This window comes from Bartonella clarridgeiae ATCC 51734, from assembly GCF_000518185.1.
Taxonomy (GTDB): domain Bacteria; phylum Pseudomonadota; class Alphaproteobacteria; order Rhizobiales; family Rhizobiaceae; genus Bartonella; species Bartonella clarridgeiae.
The window spans coordinates 267,187-283,196 of the sequence record NZ_JADC01000009.1 but is presented as its reverse complement, the minus strand read 5'-3'; the positions used below and the strand labels follow the sequence as shown (position 1 = coordinate 283,196).

Sequence of the window (16,010 nt, the reverse complement as noted above, 5' to 3'; positions counted from 1 at the left end):
TTTACTAACATGCAATGTAATAATGTAATATTGAATAAAAATATTCTAAAATGTATTTTTATAATTGTGTTATATTAGCAGAAGAATAAAGCTTTAAGTATCTTCTATTTCAGATAACATTGCTGCAATCAACTAACCACTTTCACCATTTGATTTCGAAAGCATTATATTTGAAAGCACTATTCCCAAAGAAAAAGTATAAAAAAGGCATTTTAGGGATTACTTTCTTTGTCTATTAACCTATAAAGCAAGTTTAGCCAAATTTAATATTCTGCCTACCGCGACTGCGCACGAGTGTTTATCATAGGAAAAAGCCATGCCAAAACGCACAGATATAAAATCTATCCTTATCATTGGAGCAGGGCCTATTATTATTGGTCAAGCATGTGAATTTGACTATTCAGGCACACAAGCCTGTAAGGCTTTAAAAGAAGAAGGCTACCGAATTATTCTTGTGAACTCTAATCCTGCCACCATTATGACCGATCCGGATTTGGCAGATGCAACCTACATTGAACCTATTACTCCAGAAATAGTTGCCAAAATTATCGCTCATGAACGCCCAGATGCGCTTTTGCCAACCATGGGAGGACAAACAGCACTTAATACTGCTTTATCTTTAAAGCGAATGGGAATTTTAAACCGCTATAATGTTGAAATGATCGGCGCCAATGCTGATGCTATTGATAAGGCAGAAGATCGTGCTCTATTTCGCAAAGCAATGGCAAAAATTGGTTTAGAAACACCACGTTCCATGTTAGCTAATGCAACTGAGCTCAAAGAAGAAAACCGTCGATTATATGAAAAAGCATACAATAAACTTAAAAACGAACTTTCTGGTGATACATTTGATCAAGCGTTAGAAAAGCTTGAACAGGATTGGTGTAATGCAGAAGCCAATCGCAAACAGCATTATATAGCACATGCCACCGCAAAAGCGGTTCAAGCTCTTGATATAATTGGACTTCCAGCCATTATCCGTCCCTCATTTACACTTGGTGGTACAGGTGGTGGCATTGCTTACAACCGCTCTGAATTTTATGAAATTATCGAACGTGGACTTGAAGCTTCACCAACAACGGAAGTTTTGATTGAAGAAAGTATTTTGGGATGGAAAGAATACGAAATGGAAGTTGTTCGTGATCAAAAGGATAACTGTATCATTATCTGTTCCATTGAAAACATTGATCCTATGGGTGTTCATACCGGTGATTCTATCACTGTTGCTCCTGCTCTTACCTTAACCGATAAAGAATACCAAATTATGCGTAATGCCTCAATTGCTGTGCTTCGTGAAATTGGTGTTGAAACCGGTGGATCTAACGTACAGTTTGCCGTTAATCCTGAAAATGGTCGCTTAATTGTTATTGAAATGAATCCACGTGTTTCTCGCTCTTCAGCGCTTGCTTCAAAAGCAACCGGTTTTCCCATTGCAAAGGTAGCAGCTAAATTAGCAGTTGGTTATACACTTGACGAATTAAAAAATGACATTACGGGCGGTGCAACACCAGCATCATTTGAACCTTCTATTGACTATATTGTCACCAAGATCCCTCGTTTTGCCTTTGAAAAATTTCCTGGTTCATCTTCTGTCTTAACCACTGCGATGAAATCTGTGGGAGAAGTTATGGCAATCGGTCGTACTTTCCAAGAATCTCTACAAAAAGCACTCCGTGGACTCGAAACAGGTCTTACGGGTCTTGATGAAATCATACTCCCCGAACATGCTGAAGGTGATGAAAAAAATTCTATCCGTTCAGCTATTGCCATCCCAAGTCCCGATCGTTTACGTTATGTAGCGCAAGCAATGCGTATAGGCTTACCCTTGAGCGAAATTCACCAAATAAGCAAAATTGACCCATGGTTTTTAGAACAAATAGCATCCATCATCGAAACAGAACAGCGTATCCGTACCCATGGACTTCCGCATGATGCAGATAATTTACGCATGTTAAAAGCTATGGGTTTTTCAGATGCGCGCTTAGCAAATCTAGCTGGAAAAACACCAGATGATATTTTTGCCTTACGCCAATCACTTAATATTAAACATGTTTTCAAACGGATTGATACCTGTGCAGCTGAGTTTTCTTCACCTACAGCTTATATGTACTCAACATATGAAAGACCTTTTGCAGGTGTGGAATGCTCAGAAGCAAACATTTCTGAACGCAAAAAAGTTGCTATTTTAGGTGGTGGTCCAAACCGAATTGGTCAAGGCATTGAATTTGACTATTGTTGTTGCCATGCAGCCTTTGCTTTGCGTGATGCAGGCTTCGAGGCTATTATGATTAATTGCAATCCTGAAACTGTCTCAACTGACTATGATACCTCTGATCGTCTTTATTTTGAACCTTTAACAAATGAAGACGTTTTAGCAATTTTAAAAACAGAGCAGGAAAAAGGTGAATTAGTCGGAGTTATTGTTCAATTTGGCGGACAAACACCTTTGAAATTAGCAAGCACACTTGAAAAAAATAACATTCCTATTTTAGGCACCTCACCTGACGCTATTGATCTTGCAGAGGATAGAAATCGTTTTCAAAAATTGTTGTTCAAACTTAATTTAACACAACCCAAAAATGGTATTGCTTATTCAGTTGAACAAGCACAACTCATAGCTCATGAGCTAGATTTCCCACTGGTTGTACGTCCCTCTTATGTTTTAGGTGGACGTGCTATGCAAATTATTCGAGACAAACGTGATTTGCAGAATTATTTATTCGAAATAGTCCCTGAATTAGTACCAGAAGATATCAAAGCTTGTTATCCTCACAAAAAAACAGACCAAGTCAATACATTGCTTTATAAAAATCCACTTTTATTTGATACCTATCTAACAGAAGCTATAGAAATTGATGTTGATTGTTTGTGCGATGGAGAAGAAACACTCGTTGTTGGTATTATGGAACACATTGAAGAAGCAGGTATCCATTCCGGTGATTCAGCTTGTTCTTTACCAATCCGCACACTTTCATATAAACTGGTTAATGAATTAGAAAATCAAACCAAAGCTTTAGCAAAAGCACTGCACGTTTGTGGCTTGATGAATGTACAATATGCTATCAAAAATGAAACAATTTACGTCTTAGAAGTTAATCCTCGTGCTTCGCGTACTGTTCCATTTGTTGCAAAAACCATTGGTCGACCAATTGCTAAAATCGCCACACGTATCATGATTGGAGAAAGCCTCCACAGTGCACTTAAAGCTTATGGTGGAATACTGTCTACGCGACAAAAACATATTGCTGTTAAAGAAGCAGTCTTTCCTTTCTCCCGTTTTTCAGGTGTAGATACACTCCTTGGTCCTGAAATGCGTTCAACTGGTGAAGTAATGGGACTTGATCGTGATTTTGCGCTTGCTTTTGCTAAAGCGCAACTTGGAGCTGGTGTCGATCTTCCCAAAGAAGGTACCTTATTTGTTTCTGTTAGAGATGAAGATAAAGAACGTATCTTAAAACCTGTCAAATGCTTAATCGAGCTTGGTTTCTCTGTTTTAGCAACAAATGGAACACAAAAATTTCTTGCTGAAAACGGCATTAAAGCAGAAAAAATTAATAAAGTTCTAGAGGGTCACCCTCATATTGAAGATGCTATTCGTAATCTAAAAGTTCAACTAATTTTCAATACAACTAATACTGCTAGTGCCATCTCAGATTCTAAATCATTGCGCCACGCAGCACTTATGCAAAAAGTTCCTTATTATACAACAGTAGCTGGAGCTGAATCCGTAGCACAAGCTATTGAAGCATTCAAAACCAAGAGTCTTGAAGTATGCTCTTTGCAAACCTATTTTACTTAAAATTTTTTTTATGCACTACAAAGTGTGACATCCTTCATTTTCTTTATCAACCTTTGATGAGTAAAAAAAGGGATGAATGGGACTTGCTTTATATAGAAAAATCTTGTATAGTGCTTTCTATCGTATTTTTGGTTACGCGATCTTTCTTTTCTGTGCAATTGCACTTCTGATGAAATTTATCCTGCCCAATCTCGATTTAAACTTGTAGTGAGAATTCTAAATCTCAGTGCGTAATATTATATATACTAAGGAGTTTCCTATGTCTACAGGAACAGTTAAATGGTTCAATACAACCAAAGGTTTTGGTTTCATTCAACCTAATGATGGAAGTGCAGATGTGTTTGTACATATTTCTGCTGTTGAGCGCTCTGGTTTAAATGACCTTAATGAAGGGCAAAAAATCTCTTATGATGTTCTTCAAGATCGCCGTTCAGGAAAATTTGCTGCTGGAAATCTTTCTGCTCTTTAAAACCTGCTATTCCATAAAACTCTCGCCTTCATAGGCGAGTTTTTCACTTGTTATAGAATGATGAAACATCAACCAGTAACTGTAAAAAATTTCATTATTGAAAATAATAAAACAACTACGAAAATAAGAAACTTAATAAAATCATAATGATCTACAAATCAAAAAAAATTACCATTATTAGAGGCTGTAAAATATAAATATTAATATTATTGTGTACATTGTGTAGACATACAAAAATTTTTACTATATTTTTCTATTCAATTAATCAATCAACTTGATCTTTTTAGACTTATATACCAATTATACACTCTCAATCAGGTTATCTTTATAATTTGATATGCCTTGAAAAAAAATCAAAGTAGATGCTTCATCATCAAAATAAAAGAAGATCTATTTTTGAACTGATTTTTCAAAATTTCTTCAGTGTAAAAGATTAAAATTATTAAATCTGAGTCTAAAATAAAATTTTCTAACAGTTTTCTTGTAGTTTTTTGTTTTTTTACGACATAATCTTTATCTTTTATGTATTTTATAATTTTTATAATTATAATAAAGAGTTACCTGCCTATATTATATAAGGAATTGAAATGATGGGTTTCATTGCCGATAAGCTTTCTTACATCAAACCGTCTGCAACAATTGCTGTAGCCCAAAAGGCGCGTGCTCTAAAAGCTTCAGGCCGTAATATCATCTCTCTGAGTGCTGGAGAACCAGATTTTGATACACCAGCCAATATCAAAAATGCTGCTATTGAAGCTATTCGACGTGGAGAAACAAAATATACACCCATATCCGGTATTCCAGAATTGCGTCAAGCTATTTCTGCAAAGTTTAAAAGAGAAAATAATCTTACTTATATACCAGAACAAATCATTGTTGGTACTGGTGGCAAACAAATTCTCTTTAATGCATTAATGGCAACTTTAAATAAAGATGATGAAGTTATCATTCCGTCTCCTTATTGGGTCAGTTATCCTGAAATGGTTGCTCTTAACAGTGGTAAATCTGTTTTTGTAGAAACAAAAGCTGAATTTTTTTATAAACTTCAACCACAAGATCTAGAAACCGCCATTACCCAAAAAACTAAATGGTTTATTTTTAACTCCCCCTCAAATCCATCAGGTGCTGCTTACACGCACGATGAATTAAAAAAATTAACCGATGTTTTAATAAAATATCCACATATTTATATTCTTACTGATGATATATATGAGCATTTAACATATGGAGATTTTTCCTTTGTCACTCCAGCTCAGGTAGAACCGCAACTATATGGCCGTACACTGACAATGAATGGTCTTTCAAAAGCCTATTCCATGACGGGGTGGAGAATTGGCTATGCAGGTGGTCCGTATGAATTAATTAAAGCTATGGACATCATTCAAGGTCAACAAACATCTGGCACAAGTTCCATTTCACAATGGGCAGGTGTAGAAGCACTTAATGGCCCGCAAGACTTTATAGCAAAAAATAAAAATATTTTTCAAAAACGTCGGGATCTTGTCGTTTCCATGCTCAATCAAGCTCCTGGTATTGACTGCCCAACACCTGAAGGTGCATTTTATGTCTATCCTTCCTGTGCAAAGCTTATTGGTAAAAAAATGCCTCAAGGTCAAATTATTGCCAATGATGAAGATTTCGTAACAGCTCTTTTGGAAACAGAATCTGTTGCTGTTGTTCATGGATCTGCTTTTGGACTCGGGCCAGCATTTCGTGTTTCCTATGCAACGTCAGATGAAATACTCGAAGAAGCTTGTTTTCGTATTCAGCGCTTTTGTAACAGTTTGCGCTAAAATTCTCAAATCATCATCTGTCGAGACAATTATATGATTGTAAGGAGAATGCCATCAACCTTGTCCAGCACATCTTTTATATTGTAACTAAAAATACTCAGAATTACTATTATAGTAAGGTGTTTTTTATCTCCTAAGTTAAGGCTAACATCATAGACGTTAAATATCTTCGTGATATTAATGAATTAAAAATAAATGACGGCTCTGTTTATAGAATTTATTTTTTAAAAGAGATAAAAGATTATTTTATTATTCAATATAAATGATAAATTAGTTCAATAAAAAGATATAGAAGTTAAATAATATAAGTTCATGATAGAGAATACCTTTTGATACTCTTGAAATTTCTCACACTACTGAAATTTTTAAAGAGCGTTTATAAGATGCATTAAAAAGATAGTGGCTAAATTTCACACATATATATTTATATTAGGTATTATTGCATATAAAAAGGGATTATAGAAATTTCCAATAAGGTAAAATTTCGTGTGTCTCTTGATTACTTTACTCCCTAAGCAAAAAAAGGGATCTGTAAATTTTCTACTCTCTTTAGTGTTTTACATTCTTGAGGTTTTGCAAATAAGTATACAATTAAGCCTTAATAATTGTAAAAATAAAAGTAGCTATAGAAAAAGTTTAAAGAAATATTTTTCAGAAATAAAAAAAAGCCGGACATTTGTCCGGCAAATCTAGAAGATCCTGATAGATATAATCAATCCCGTAGATCTTCATAGGGAAAACTCAAGAAAACGTAATAGGAGGAAACATAATCAAGAGGTAATATTTTTTCGCATTTTACAAAAATAAATACAATAAATACTTAAGCACATCTGCTATGCAGTAAAGACATAGCTCTTTAGATTTTTCATCTCTACCATTCAATAGTCTATAAAATATTATTTAAAAGGACCATTTTCGCGCTTTTAAAAAGATATAATCTCTAAAAGCATTTAACTTTGCTGAATTCTTCAAAGCAATAGAATAACAAAAAAAAGTATCAAAAGAAGGAATATCACTCATATCAGGAAAAAGACGTATAAGTTTCTCATCGTTATTCACAATATAATCAGGAAGTACAGCAATACCAAGGTCGCGCATAAGCGCATTTTTGATTGAAATAATGTTATTAATTTGCAACATTGAAACACGAACAGAGTCATCGCTTCTCCCGGCTTTTTGCAACCAATTCAAACCAACCAAATAAGGTGGAACAGGTTCGCCAAATGAAATAATACGATGTTCATCTAGTTCAGATAATTTTTCCGGCTTACCGTAATTTGCAATATAATTTTCTGAAGCATAAACATGCATATGGACTGTAAATAACTTTCTTTGTATAAGATCAGGCTGCTGGGGTTGACGTAAACGAATAGCACAATCTGCATAACGCATTGTCAAATCAAGTTCTTCATCATCAAACAAGAGCTGAATCTGCATATCAGGATACAGACTCAGAAATTCAGGCATACGCTCTGCAAGCCACCCTGCTCCCATTCCAAAAGTTGATGTTACGCGCAAACATCCTTTTGGTTTTTGGCAGCTCTCACTCAATTGTAAACGTGCATTTTCAAGCTTCATCAAAATATCATGAGCTGTACAATAAAGTATTTCTCCCTGCTCTGTTAAAATTAAACCACGCGCATGACGCTGAAATAAAGGCACTCCAACATCTTGTTCTAAGGCTGAAACCTGTCTCGAGATTGCTGATTGAGATAAATGAAGCCTTTGAGCTGCATGCGTAAAAGAACCTGCTTCTGCCGCAGCATGAAAAACTCTTAATTTATCCCAATCTAATGGCAATGACACAATTTACCTCTTATTTTTTGATTTTATTTATAAAAACTACTTTTTGAAACGTATATCTATGAATCCAAAAACCGCTCCACCTCTAACGCTGCCATACATCCTCTCCCTGCTGCAGTTACAGCTTGACGAAATACATCATCAGCAACATCCCCCGCAGCAAAAACACCAGCAATACTCGTTGCAGTTGAATCAGGTGCCGTCCATAAATATCCTCCTGGTTTTTGTTTCAATTGCCCTTCAAACAAAGAAACAGCAGGATTATGGCCAATGGCAATAAATATTCCATCTGTATCCACCTGCATTTCTTGACCTGTTTTTGTATTTTTTAGACGTGCACCTGTCACAACAGCTCCCATTGGAGAGTGAGCAGGCAAACCAACAATTTCTTCCACTGTGTGGTCCCAAATAATGCGAACATTATCACAAGAAAACAACCTGTCTTGTAAGATTTTTTCCGCCCGAAAATGATCTCGCCGATGAACCACACTTACACTTTTAGCCAAATGAGATAAATAAAGAGCTTCTTCAACAGCTGTGTTTCCACCACCTACCACAATTACATCTTTACCACGATAAAAAAAACCATCACAGGTGGCACAAGCAGAAACACCACCACCCATAAAGGTTTTTTCACTTTCCAAACCAAGCCAACGCGCTTGTGCTCCTGTTGCAATAATTAATGCATCACAACAATATTGCGTTCCTGAATCCCCAAATAAAATAAAAGGACGCTTTGATAAATCAGCCTTTACAATATTATCATAGATAATTTTTGTACCCATATTTTCTGCTTGCTTTGCCATTTGTTCCATCAACCATGGCCCCTGAATTGGACCGACAAAACCTGGATAATTTTCAACATCGGTTGTAATTGTCAGCTGCCCTCCTTGCTGCATTCCAGTAATCAATACTGGTTTAAGCATTGCTCTAGCAGCATAGACTGCCGCTGTGTAACCAGCAGGCCCAGAACCAATAATAAGAACACGAACATACAATTGCACCATAAAACTCCTGTTTTTTTTCTCAGCCTTTTATTAAACTATACTGTCTTTAAAAACACATTTTTTAAGAACTCGAATTATGATAAAGTTATATTTTTCAAAGTTTATTAAAAAGTGCATTGCTAATTTATAATAGTTTGCTTAGTATAAACATTAAATTTATATTATATAAGCGTATAAATTCTAATTAGGTAAAATCATAATAAAAATAAAAAACAAGGAGCGGCTATTTTTCAATTTATTATTAATATTTGCGCACGGTTTGCATTAATCATGGGAGGAACCATGCTTTTGCCAGCCCTTGCTGATTTGCGCGATGGCAATTACAATTGGACAATTTTTCTCTACCCTTGTGCTATTACGACTGTATTAGCAACTCTTATTCTTTTAGCAACTAGAGGTGCCACCTGCCATTTCTCAGCGCGGCTCAGTTTTACACTGACTCTTTGCTTGTGGCTAACAGGAAGTATAGTAGGTGCTCTTCCTTTTTATCTTTCTTCACTCCCAATTTCCTTAGCAGGAGCAATTTTTGAATCTATCTCTGGAATTACAACGACAGGCTCTACAGTTATTACTGGCCTTGATCATTTATCACGAAGCATTTTATTATGGCGCTCCATCATATGCTGGATTGGAGGTATTGGCTTTATCGGTCTAGCTTTATTACTTTTACCCTCATTACGAGTTGGAGGTATACAGCTTTTCCACATGGAATCATCTGATAAATCCGAAAAAATATTACCCCGTATCCACCAAATCGCTAATGGAATTATTACTGCCTATATTGGGTTAACACTAGCTTGCATGCTGTCCTATTTTGCTGCTGGTATGACCTTATTTGATGCTATCAACCACGCAATGACAACAATAGCAACGGCTGGTTTCTCAACCCATGATGTCTCCTTTGGTTATTTTTCTGATAAACCAGCTATTCTAATTGTTGCTACAATCTTCATGTTGCTCTCTGCGTTACCTTTTGTTCTTTATATTAAACTATTACTTCCTGGATACTCCAAACGTTCCATAGATCCACAAGTTATCGTTTTTCTCAGTATTGTTTTTCTCTTTAGTTTTTCTCTAGCAACATGGTTGCGATTTCATAATCATCTGCCCTTCCACAAAATTTTTCTTGATGTCATTTTTCATCTTACATCTGTCATCAGTACCACCGGTTATAGCGCTGAAGACTACCAACTTTGGGGACCTTTTGCGCTTGGTATTTTCTTTATTGTTTCTTTTACGGGTGGTTGCGCCGGTTCTACTTCTGGCGGCATAAAAATTAACCGTTTAATTATCTTATGGCGTATTGCACAAACAAATATGACACAACTGCTTTCCCCTAATGCAATTGTAAAAGTGCGCTATGATCGCTCAAATATCTCTAGTGATATTACTAAAGCAGTTTTACTTTTTCTATGCCTTTATATGTTCTGTCTTCTTATTGGTACTGCACTTTTGCTCACTACTGGGCTTGATTTTACTTCTGCTTATACAGGTGCCTTAACAGCACTTTCCAATATTGGTCCAGGTCTTGGAAGCATTATTGGTCCTGTTGGAAATTTCTCAACCATCAATGATCATGCGTTATGGATTTTGAGTGCTCTAATGCTTGCTGGCCGTCTTGAAATTATAACTATCTTTGTACTTTTTACCCGTTCTTTTTGGAACGAACAATTTTAATTATAGTTTTTTATATTTATAATTTTAAAATTCATAAAATAAGAATTATAAATGATATGCGCCTTAAATCCAATCTTAATGTAATTGATATAAGATGCTAAAAGAGCTCTTAATAAATCAGCACATTAAGAATGTTGAGTGAGCATCAAAATTGGAATCTCAGCATAAAGTATATAATATTGCTTTTAAAATACTATTTTTCTTTACCTAAAAAGTAGATTTATGAAAATTTATGATATATTTAAAATGTTTCCCCTGCAAACATTTCCTTATAAACGTGCCCAATTGCTACTGCTTCCTTTTCTAAAGGAAAATGAGTACGGACATGGGTTAACGCTTTTTTCCCTGCTATTATTGTTTTTTTTAAATCAGAAAAATACAATTCAATCGCTTCTATTAAAGCTACTCGATCTCCTGCAGAAACAACTTTTCCTGTTCCTTCCGTTACTAATTCTTCATACATCCCTGCATTACTAGCCACTACAGCAGTCTGAGATGCCATTGCCTCCAATGGTGTTAAACCAAATCCTTCTATACGAGAGGGAGCAACATAAAGTGAAAGACGACGATACCACAAAGGTATATCCTGTATTTCACCAAGAAAAATAATACGATCACTTAAACCAGCAGTGGCAATTTTTTGACGTAATTGTTTTTCAAAGTGATAATATTTTACTGTAGTACGACCAGCAATAATTGCTGTCCAATCTGGATAGTTTGGCAATAATTCTAACATTGCATCCACAAACAAATCAGTGCCCTTCAAATAGCGTAAACGCCCAAAGCACCCTACTGCATATTTCCCAGGTAATCCAGAAGCTGAAAAACAATCATTAACGGTTTTCGGTGGTGAAAAACGCTCAAGATCTACACCATGCATAATAACTTGATGAGGAACCTCGAGATAGCCCCCAGTACGTTTACTTGTAGCAATCACTTTATCCATGCGGCGAATTAACCATTTTGTAAAAGGTTTATGATGGCGTTGAGATGCCGATGTAAAAATGAGTTTAAGTTTCATTTTTAAAACATCACGCAGAAAAACCCCACAAAGCATCTCAATATTGCGTCGAGCATGCCAAATCCGAAATGATTTTCCTATTGGACTTTTCCATAGACCGAAAAGATCTTTAAAAGAAAGAGCAGGTAAATTTTTCGGTAATCCTACACCTAAAGTGGATATATAGATACCCTGTTTTCGTTGCAATGGAACAAGATGAATGACTGTCGTTGTTACCCCTGATAAACGTTTTTTAAAGTGTGGAACAATAATATCAGTTTTTTTCAAAGACACACGCATAAAAACTAAATATATTGAATTTTAATAATTTCATAATTACGCGCACCACCTGGTGCATTTACTTCAATTACATCACCCTCTTGCTTACCAATCAGTGCCCGTGCAATAGGAGAAGAAATAGAAATCTTACCAGTTTTCACGTCAGCTTCTTGATCACCAACGATCTGGTAAACTTTTCTTTCTTCAGTTTCTTCATCCAAAAGATTAATAGTAGCTCCAAATTTAATTCTATCACCTGAAAGACGTGAAACATTAATAACTTCTGCTCGTGCAATATAATCTTCAAGCTCGTTTATACGCCCTTCATTATGACTTTGTGCTTCTTTAGCAGCGTGATACTCTGCATTTTCTGATAGATCACCATGTGCGCGTGCCTCAGAAATTGCTTCAATAATCCGTGGACGCTCTTGTTGTTGGCGCCACCGTAATTCTTCTTTGAGACTCTCAAAACCGGCTGTAGTCATCGGAACTTTTTCCATGATCCGTCCCTTTCTTGTACATGAAAGACCTTATAAAGATATAAAAATCGGTCTCCAAGATGAATTTTGGAACCCGAAAATTACAGTTGCTTTTATTATATAGTACAGAAATCCTGTTTTCCATATAAAAAATAAAAAGAGCACCGAGCACTCTTTAGTTAATTTTAAACTGAATTTATATTTAGACTTAAAATTTTTAGCTGTATCTCTGTTATTATCAACATAAAGGATGCAATTGCCTTTTTTTTTTATTTTATCATATTTATAAACTGTGTAAAAATAGAAATACGAGAATATATTATATAGAGAAGCTATGTTAGAAGAAAAATGAATAATTTGATTAATTTCTTTGTAGCTGGAACTCTTATTTTAGTGGTAACAACAGGCCACGCTACAGATGCTATCGTAATAAAAAACTTGAATTTCAGAACAGGACCAAGCACACAATATGCAATTCTCAGCTGGATTCCTATAAACCAATCAGTCTCGATTCAAACATGCAAAGGCAATTGGTGCCAAATTAATTATAATTCACGAACAGGTTGGATATCATCTCGTTACCTTTCATTTAAAAATGGAAATGACCTTTACCAAACATATACAAAATCATTGATTACAGCACACACTTTTAATATCGACAATAACCCTCGGGAACATTATGAAGATTGTTCTCCTGAAGGTTATCAGCACTAATCCCAATCTCGCCCTTGTCAAAAAAATAATTTCGCCCTTATCTATTTCCTATTTTTTTAAAGAATAATAGTTATCTAGGATCAGTATCACCAAATAGCCATCGTCACTTTACCATAACACAAAAAAAAACACGTTACCTAATTGTCAAATGAAAAGACAACAATTCTCTCAAAAACAAACGCAATCAAAAGCTTTTTATTTTTTCTTAATTATATCTGAATAACGATATAAAATGTTTTTATCATGTCACACAAAAAGTCAAAAATAACTCAAAAACAATTCAATCAAAAATTAATAGATCAATCTGAAATTTCAGAGCAATGCTCTAATACAAAGATTCATACAGTTAAAAAACATGATGTTTCAGATGTTTCATTTGAAACTACAAATACTATACCCCCTAAAAACATAACAACGACAAATGGTGTTACAGCAACAGTTGAAGCTCTTTCTGCACTGATTGCTTCAGGTAATCCCCTTTTTAAAAATGGTGCATTATGGACACCTCATCGCCCTATTCGTCCTGAAAAATCTGAAGGTGGAATTCCATTTCAAATTAAAACATCCTTTCAGCCTGCCGGTGATCAACCAAATGCAATTAAATCTTTGGTTGAAGGAATTGAAAAAAATGAACGCACTCAAGTGCTTCTAGGCGTTACCGGCTCAGGTAAAACATATACAATGGCCAAAATCATTGAAAAAACCCAACGCCCTGCTCTCATTTTAGCACCAAACAAAACTCTAGCTGCGCAACTCTATGGAGAATTCAAAAACTTTTTTCCCAATAATGCTGTCGAATATTTTGTTTCTTATTATGACTATTATCAGCCAGAAGCTTATGTAGCACGATCTGACACTTATATTGAAAAAGAATCCTCTATTAATGAACAAATTGATCGCATGCGCCATGCTGCAACACGCGCTGTACTGGAACGTGATGATGTAATTATCATCGCATCTGTATCCTGCATCTATGGAATTGGTTCAGTAGAAACTTATACAGCAATGACTTTGCAAATGCAAAAAGGCGATAAACTCAATAAGCAGAAATTATTGACTGATTTAGTTGCTCAACAATATCAGCGACAAAATATTAACTTTGTCCGCGGCTCTTTTCGTGTTCGAGGTGATACAATCGAAATTTTCCCAGCTCATCTTGAAAATCGTGCTTGGCGCATTTCACTGTTTGATGATGAAATTGAAACACTTACTGAGTTTGATCCTTTAACGGGGCAAAAAACAGGTGACCTTCAATCGATTAAAATTTATGCTAATTCGCATTATGTAACACCACGACCAACATTAAACCAGGCGATAAAATCGATCAAAATGGAATTAGTTCAACGTCTCGATGAATTAAATGCAGCTGGTCGTCTTTTAGAAGCGCAACGTTTAGAACAACGTACAATATTCGATTTGGAAATGCTAGAAACTACCGGATCCTGCCCCGGAATTGAAAACTACTCGCGCTATTTAACCGGTAGAAAACCAGGTGAACCACCTCCAACTATGTTCGAATATATTCCTAACCATGCTCTTGTTTTCATTGACGAGAGTCATGTAACAATTCCTCAAATTGGTGGTATGTATCGAGGTGATTTCCGACGGAAAGCTACTCTAGTTGAATATGGATTTCGCTTGCCCTCTTGTATGGATAACCGCCCCTTGAGCTTTGAGGAATGGGATGCAATGCGCTCGCAAACTATCGCCGTTTCAGCAACACCCGGACGCTGGGAAATAGAACAATCACGTAATATTTTTGTAGAACAAATCATTCGTCCTACAGGGCTGATTGATCCACCAACAGAAATACGTCCCGCGAAAACACAGGTTGATGACGTTGTCAATGAAATCCGCCAGACAATCAAAAAAGGTTATCGTACATTAATAACTGTTCTCACCAAACACATGGCTGAAGATTTGACCGAATATCTCCATGAACAAAATATTCGTGTACGTTACATGCATTCTGATATTAATACACTAGAGCGTATTGAAATTCTTCGTGACCTACGTCTAGGCACGTTTGATGTTTTAGTCGGTATCAACTTACTTCGAGAAGGTTTGGATATTCCAGAATGTGGTTTTGTTGCTATCTTCGATGCTGATAAAGAGGGTTTTTTACGCTCAGAAACTTCACTTATTCAGACAATTGGAAGAGCTGCACGTAATGTAGATAGTCGAGTTATCCTTTATGCTGATATAATTACTGGTTCTATAGAGCGAGCTTTGCAAGAAACAAAACGACGTCGACAAAAACAAATAGCCTATAATGAAGAGCATCAAATTACACCGACTAGTATTAAAAAGAATATTGATGATACTCTTAGTTCGGTTTACGAAAACGACTATAATATCAATATTTCTCATTTTATCACGCAAAATAATAGAGTTGGCGACAATCTATCCAACCATATTCAACATCTCGAAAAATTAATGCGTAAAGCAGCTGATGATCTCAACTTTGAAGAAGCTGCTCGACTTCGTGATGAAATCAAACTACTACAAGAAATAGAATTAGCCATCACTAGTAATTCTTCAGTATGTAATAATAAATATTCCATTGATGAAGCCATAAAACACTCAAGTCTTTTCACTAAACCAAATCTTGATCAAATGGGTCCTAATACCATAGATGTTGGTTTATTAGCAAAATGCAAAAAAGAAAGAAAATAATCAAAAAAATACTTTAAATGAGATGTTAAAAAGAGGTTCTGAAACGAACAGTCTAAAATCAATAAACTGCTACAAATAAGTCTTAACTCTTATAAAATCCTGTCAATGCAACAAAGAAATAGCAGTGTTCCATAAAAAAATCTGCGCTCAAAATATCAATAAAATATTTCTTTTTCAAGCAATTTTTCTTTTTAGGTGAATTGCCAGAATTGGAAAATCGTATGAAAAGTCTTCTAAAAACGATTCTAGGTTCCGAGTTGACAAAAAACAATAAAAAGAACGTTTTCCAGATATCGTAAATTGACCAAATATAT

9 protein-coding genes and 1 pseudogene are annotated in these 16,010 nt (G+C 35.5%); 6 read left to right on the top strand and 4 right to left on the bottom strand.

The window, feature by feature from the left end; translation table 11 throughout:
• The first annotated feature begins 316 nt into the window (after positions 1-316).
• From carB to T420_RS0101665, 3 genes are all read left to right on the top strand, one after another.
• Complete coding sequence (gene carB / locus T420_RS0101675) at positions 317-3,799, top strand: carbamoyl-phosphate synthase large subunit (RefSeq protein ID WP_013544693.1); 3,483 nt, start codon at positions 317-319, stop codon at positions 3,797-3,799.
• A 259-nt stretch (positions 3,800-4,058) separates the two neighbouring features.
• On the top strand, positions 4,059-4,268 hold the full coding sequence (locus T420_RS0101670; protein WP_013544692.1) for a cold-shock protein: 210 nt from the start codon (positions 4,059-4,061) through the stop codon (positions 4,266-4,268).
• Between the two features lie 590 nt (positions 4,269-4,858).
• Positions 4,859-6,061 (top strand): pyridoxal phosphate-dependent aminotransferase, encoded by a 1,203-nt coding sequence (locus T420_RS0101665; RefSeq protein WP_026501082.1) that lies wholly within the window; start codon positions 4,859-4,861, stop codon positions 6,059-6,061.
• A gap of 900 nt (positions 6,062-6,961) precedes the next feature.
• On the opposite strand, the gene T420_RS0101660 is transcribed toward T420_RS0101665, so the two are convergent.
• Positions 6,962-7,867 carry a LysR family transcriptional regulator gene (locus T420_RS0101660; protein ID WP_013544689.1) on the bottom strand — a complete coding sequence of 302 codons (906 nt, stop codon included), beginning with the start codon at positions 7,865-7,867 and terminating at the stop codon, positions 6,962-6,964.
• 56 nt (positions 7,868-7,923) lie between these two features.
• The gene (trxB, locus tag T420_RS0101655; protein ID WP_013544688.1) at positions 7,924-8,871 is read right to left on the bottom strand and encodes a thioredoxin-disulfide reductase; all 948 of its coding nucleotides are present in this window, start codon (positions 8,869-8,871) and stop codon (positions 7,924-7,926) included.
• A 282-nt stretch (positions 8,872-9,153) separates the two neighbouring features.
• Between trxB and T420_RS0101650 the strand changes: the two genes are divergently transcribed.
• Positions 9,154-10,548, top strand: a complete 1,395-nt coding sequence (locus T420_RS0101650) for a TrkH family potassium uptake protein (protein ID WP_013544687.1) — start codon at positions 9,154-9,156, stop codon at positions 10,546-10,548.
• Positions 10,549-10,789: 241 nt separating this feature from the next.
• Here the strand turns inward: T420_RS0101650 and T420_RS0101645 are convergent, their stop codons facing one another.
• The gene (locus tag T420_RS0101645) at positions 10,790-11,848 is read right to left on the bottom strand and encodes a glycosyltransferase family 4 protein (RefSeq protein ID WP_013544686.1); all 1,059 of its coding nucleotides are present in this window, start codon (positions 11,846-11,848) and stop codon (positions 10,790-10,792) included.
• Positions 11,849-11,853: 5 nt separating this feature from the next.
• Positions 11,854-12,327, bottom strand: coding sequence for a transcription elongation factor GreA (gene greA / locus T420_RS0101640; RefSeq protein ID WP_013544685.1), 474 nt, complete (start codon positions 12,325-12,327; stop codon positions 11,854-11,856).
• A gap of 327 nt (positions 12,328-12,654) precedes the next feature.
• Between greA and T420_RS0101630 the strand changes: the two genes are divergently transcribed.
• Complete coding sequence (locus T420_RS0101630; protein ID WP_013544683.1) at positions 12,655-13,020, top strand: SH3 domain-containing protein; 366 nt, start codon at positions 12,655-12,657, stop codon at positions 13,018-13,020.
• 408 nt (positions 13,021-13,428) lie between these two features.
• A pseudogene (gene uvrB, locus T420_RS06840) lies at positions 13,429-15,775 on the top strand (excinuclease ABC subunit UvrB).
• Positions 15,776-16,010 lie beyond the last annotated feature (235 nt).

Excerpts from the sequence above, each read along its gene's own strand:
- trxB (WP_013544688.1), bottom strand. The coding sequence starts at position 8,871 with ATGGTGCAATTGTATGTTCGTGTTCTTATTATTGGTTCTGGGCCTGCT.
- T420_RS0101665 (WP_026501082.1), top strand. The coding sequence starts at position 4,859 with ATGGGTTTCATTGCCGATAAGCTTTCTTACATCAAACCGTCTGCAACA.
- greA (WP_013544685.1), bottom strand. The coding sequence starts at position 12,327 with ATGGAAAAAGTTCCGATGACTACAGCCGGTTTTGAGAGTCTCAAAGAA.
- T420_RS0101630 (WP_013544683.1), top strand. The coding sequence starts at position 12,655 with ATGAATAATTTGATTAATTTCTTTGTAGCTGGAACTCTTATTTTAGTG.
- T420_RS0101650 (WP_013544687.1), top strand. The coding sequence starts at position 9,154 with ATGCTTTTGCCAGCCCTTGCTGATTTGCGCGATGGCAATTACAATTGG.
- T420_RS0101670 (WP_013544692.1), top strand. The coding sequence starts at position 4,059 with ATGTCTACAGGAACAGTTAAATGGTTCAATACAACCAAAGGTTTTGGT.
- carB (WP_013544693.1), top strand. The coding sequence starts at position 317 with ATGCCAAAACGCACAGATATAAAATCTATCCTTATCATTGGAGCAGGG.
- T420_RS0101645 (WP_013544686.1), bottom strand. The coding sequence starts at position 11,848 with ATGCGTGTGTCTTTGAAAAAAACTGATATTATTGTTCCACACTTTAAA.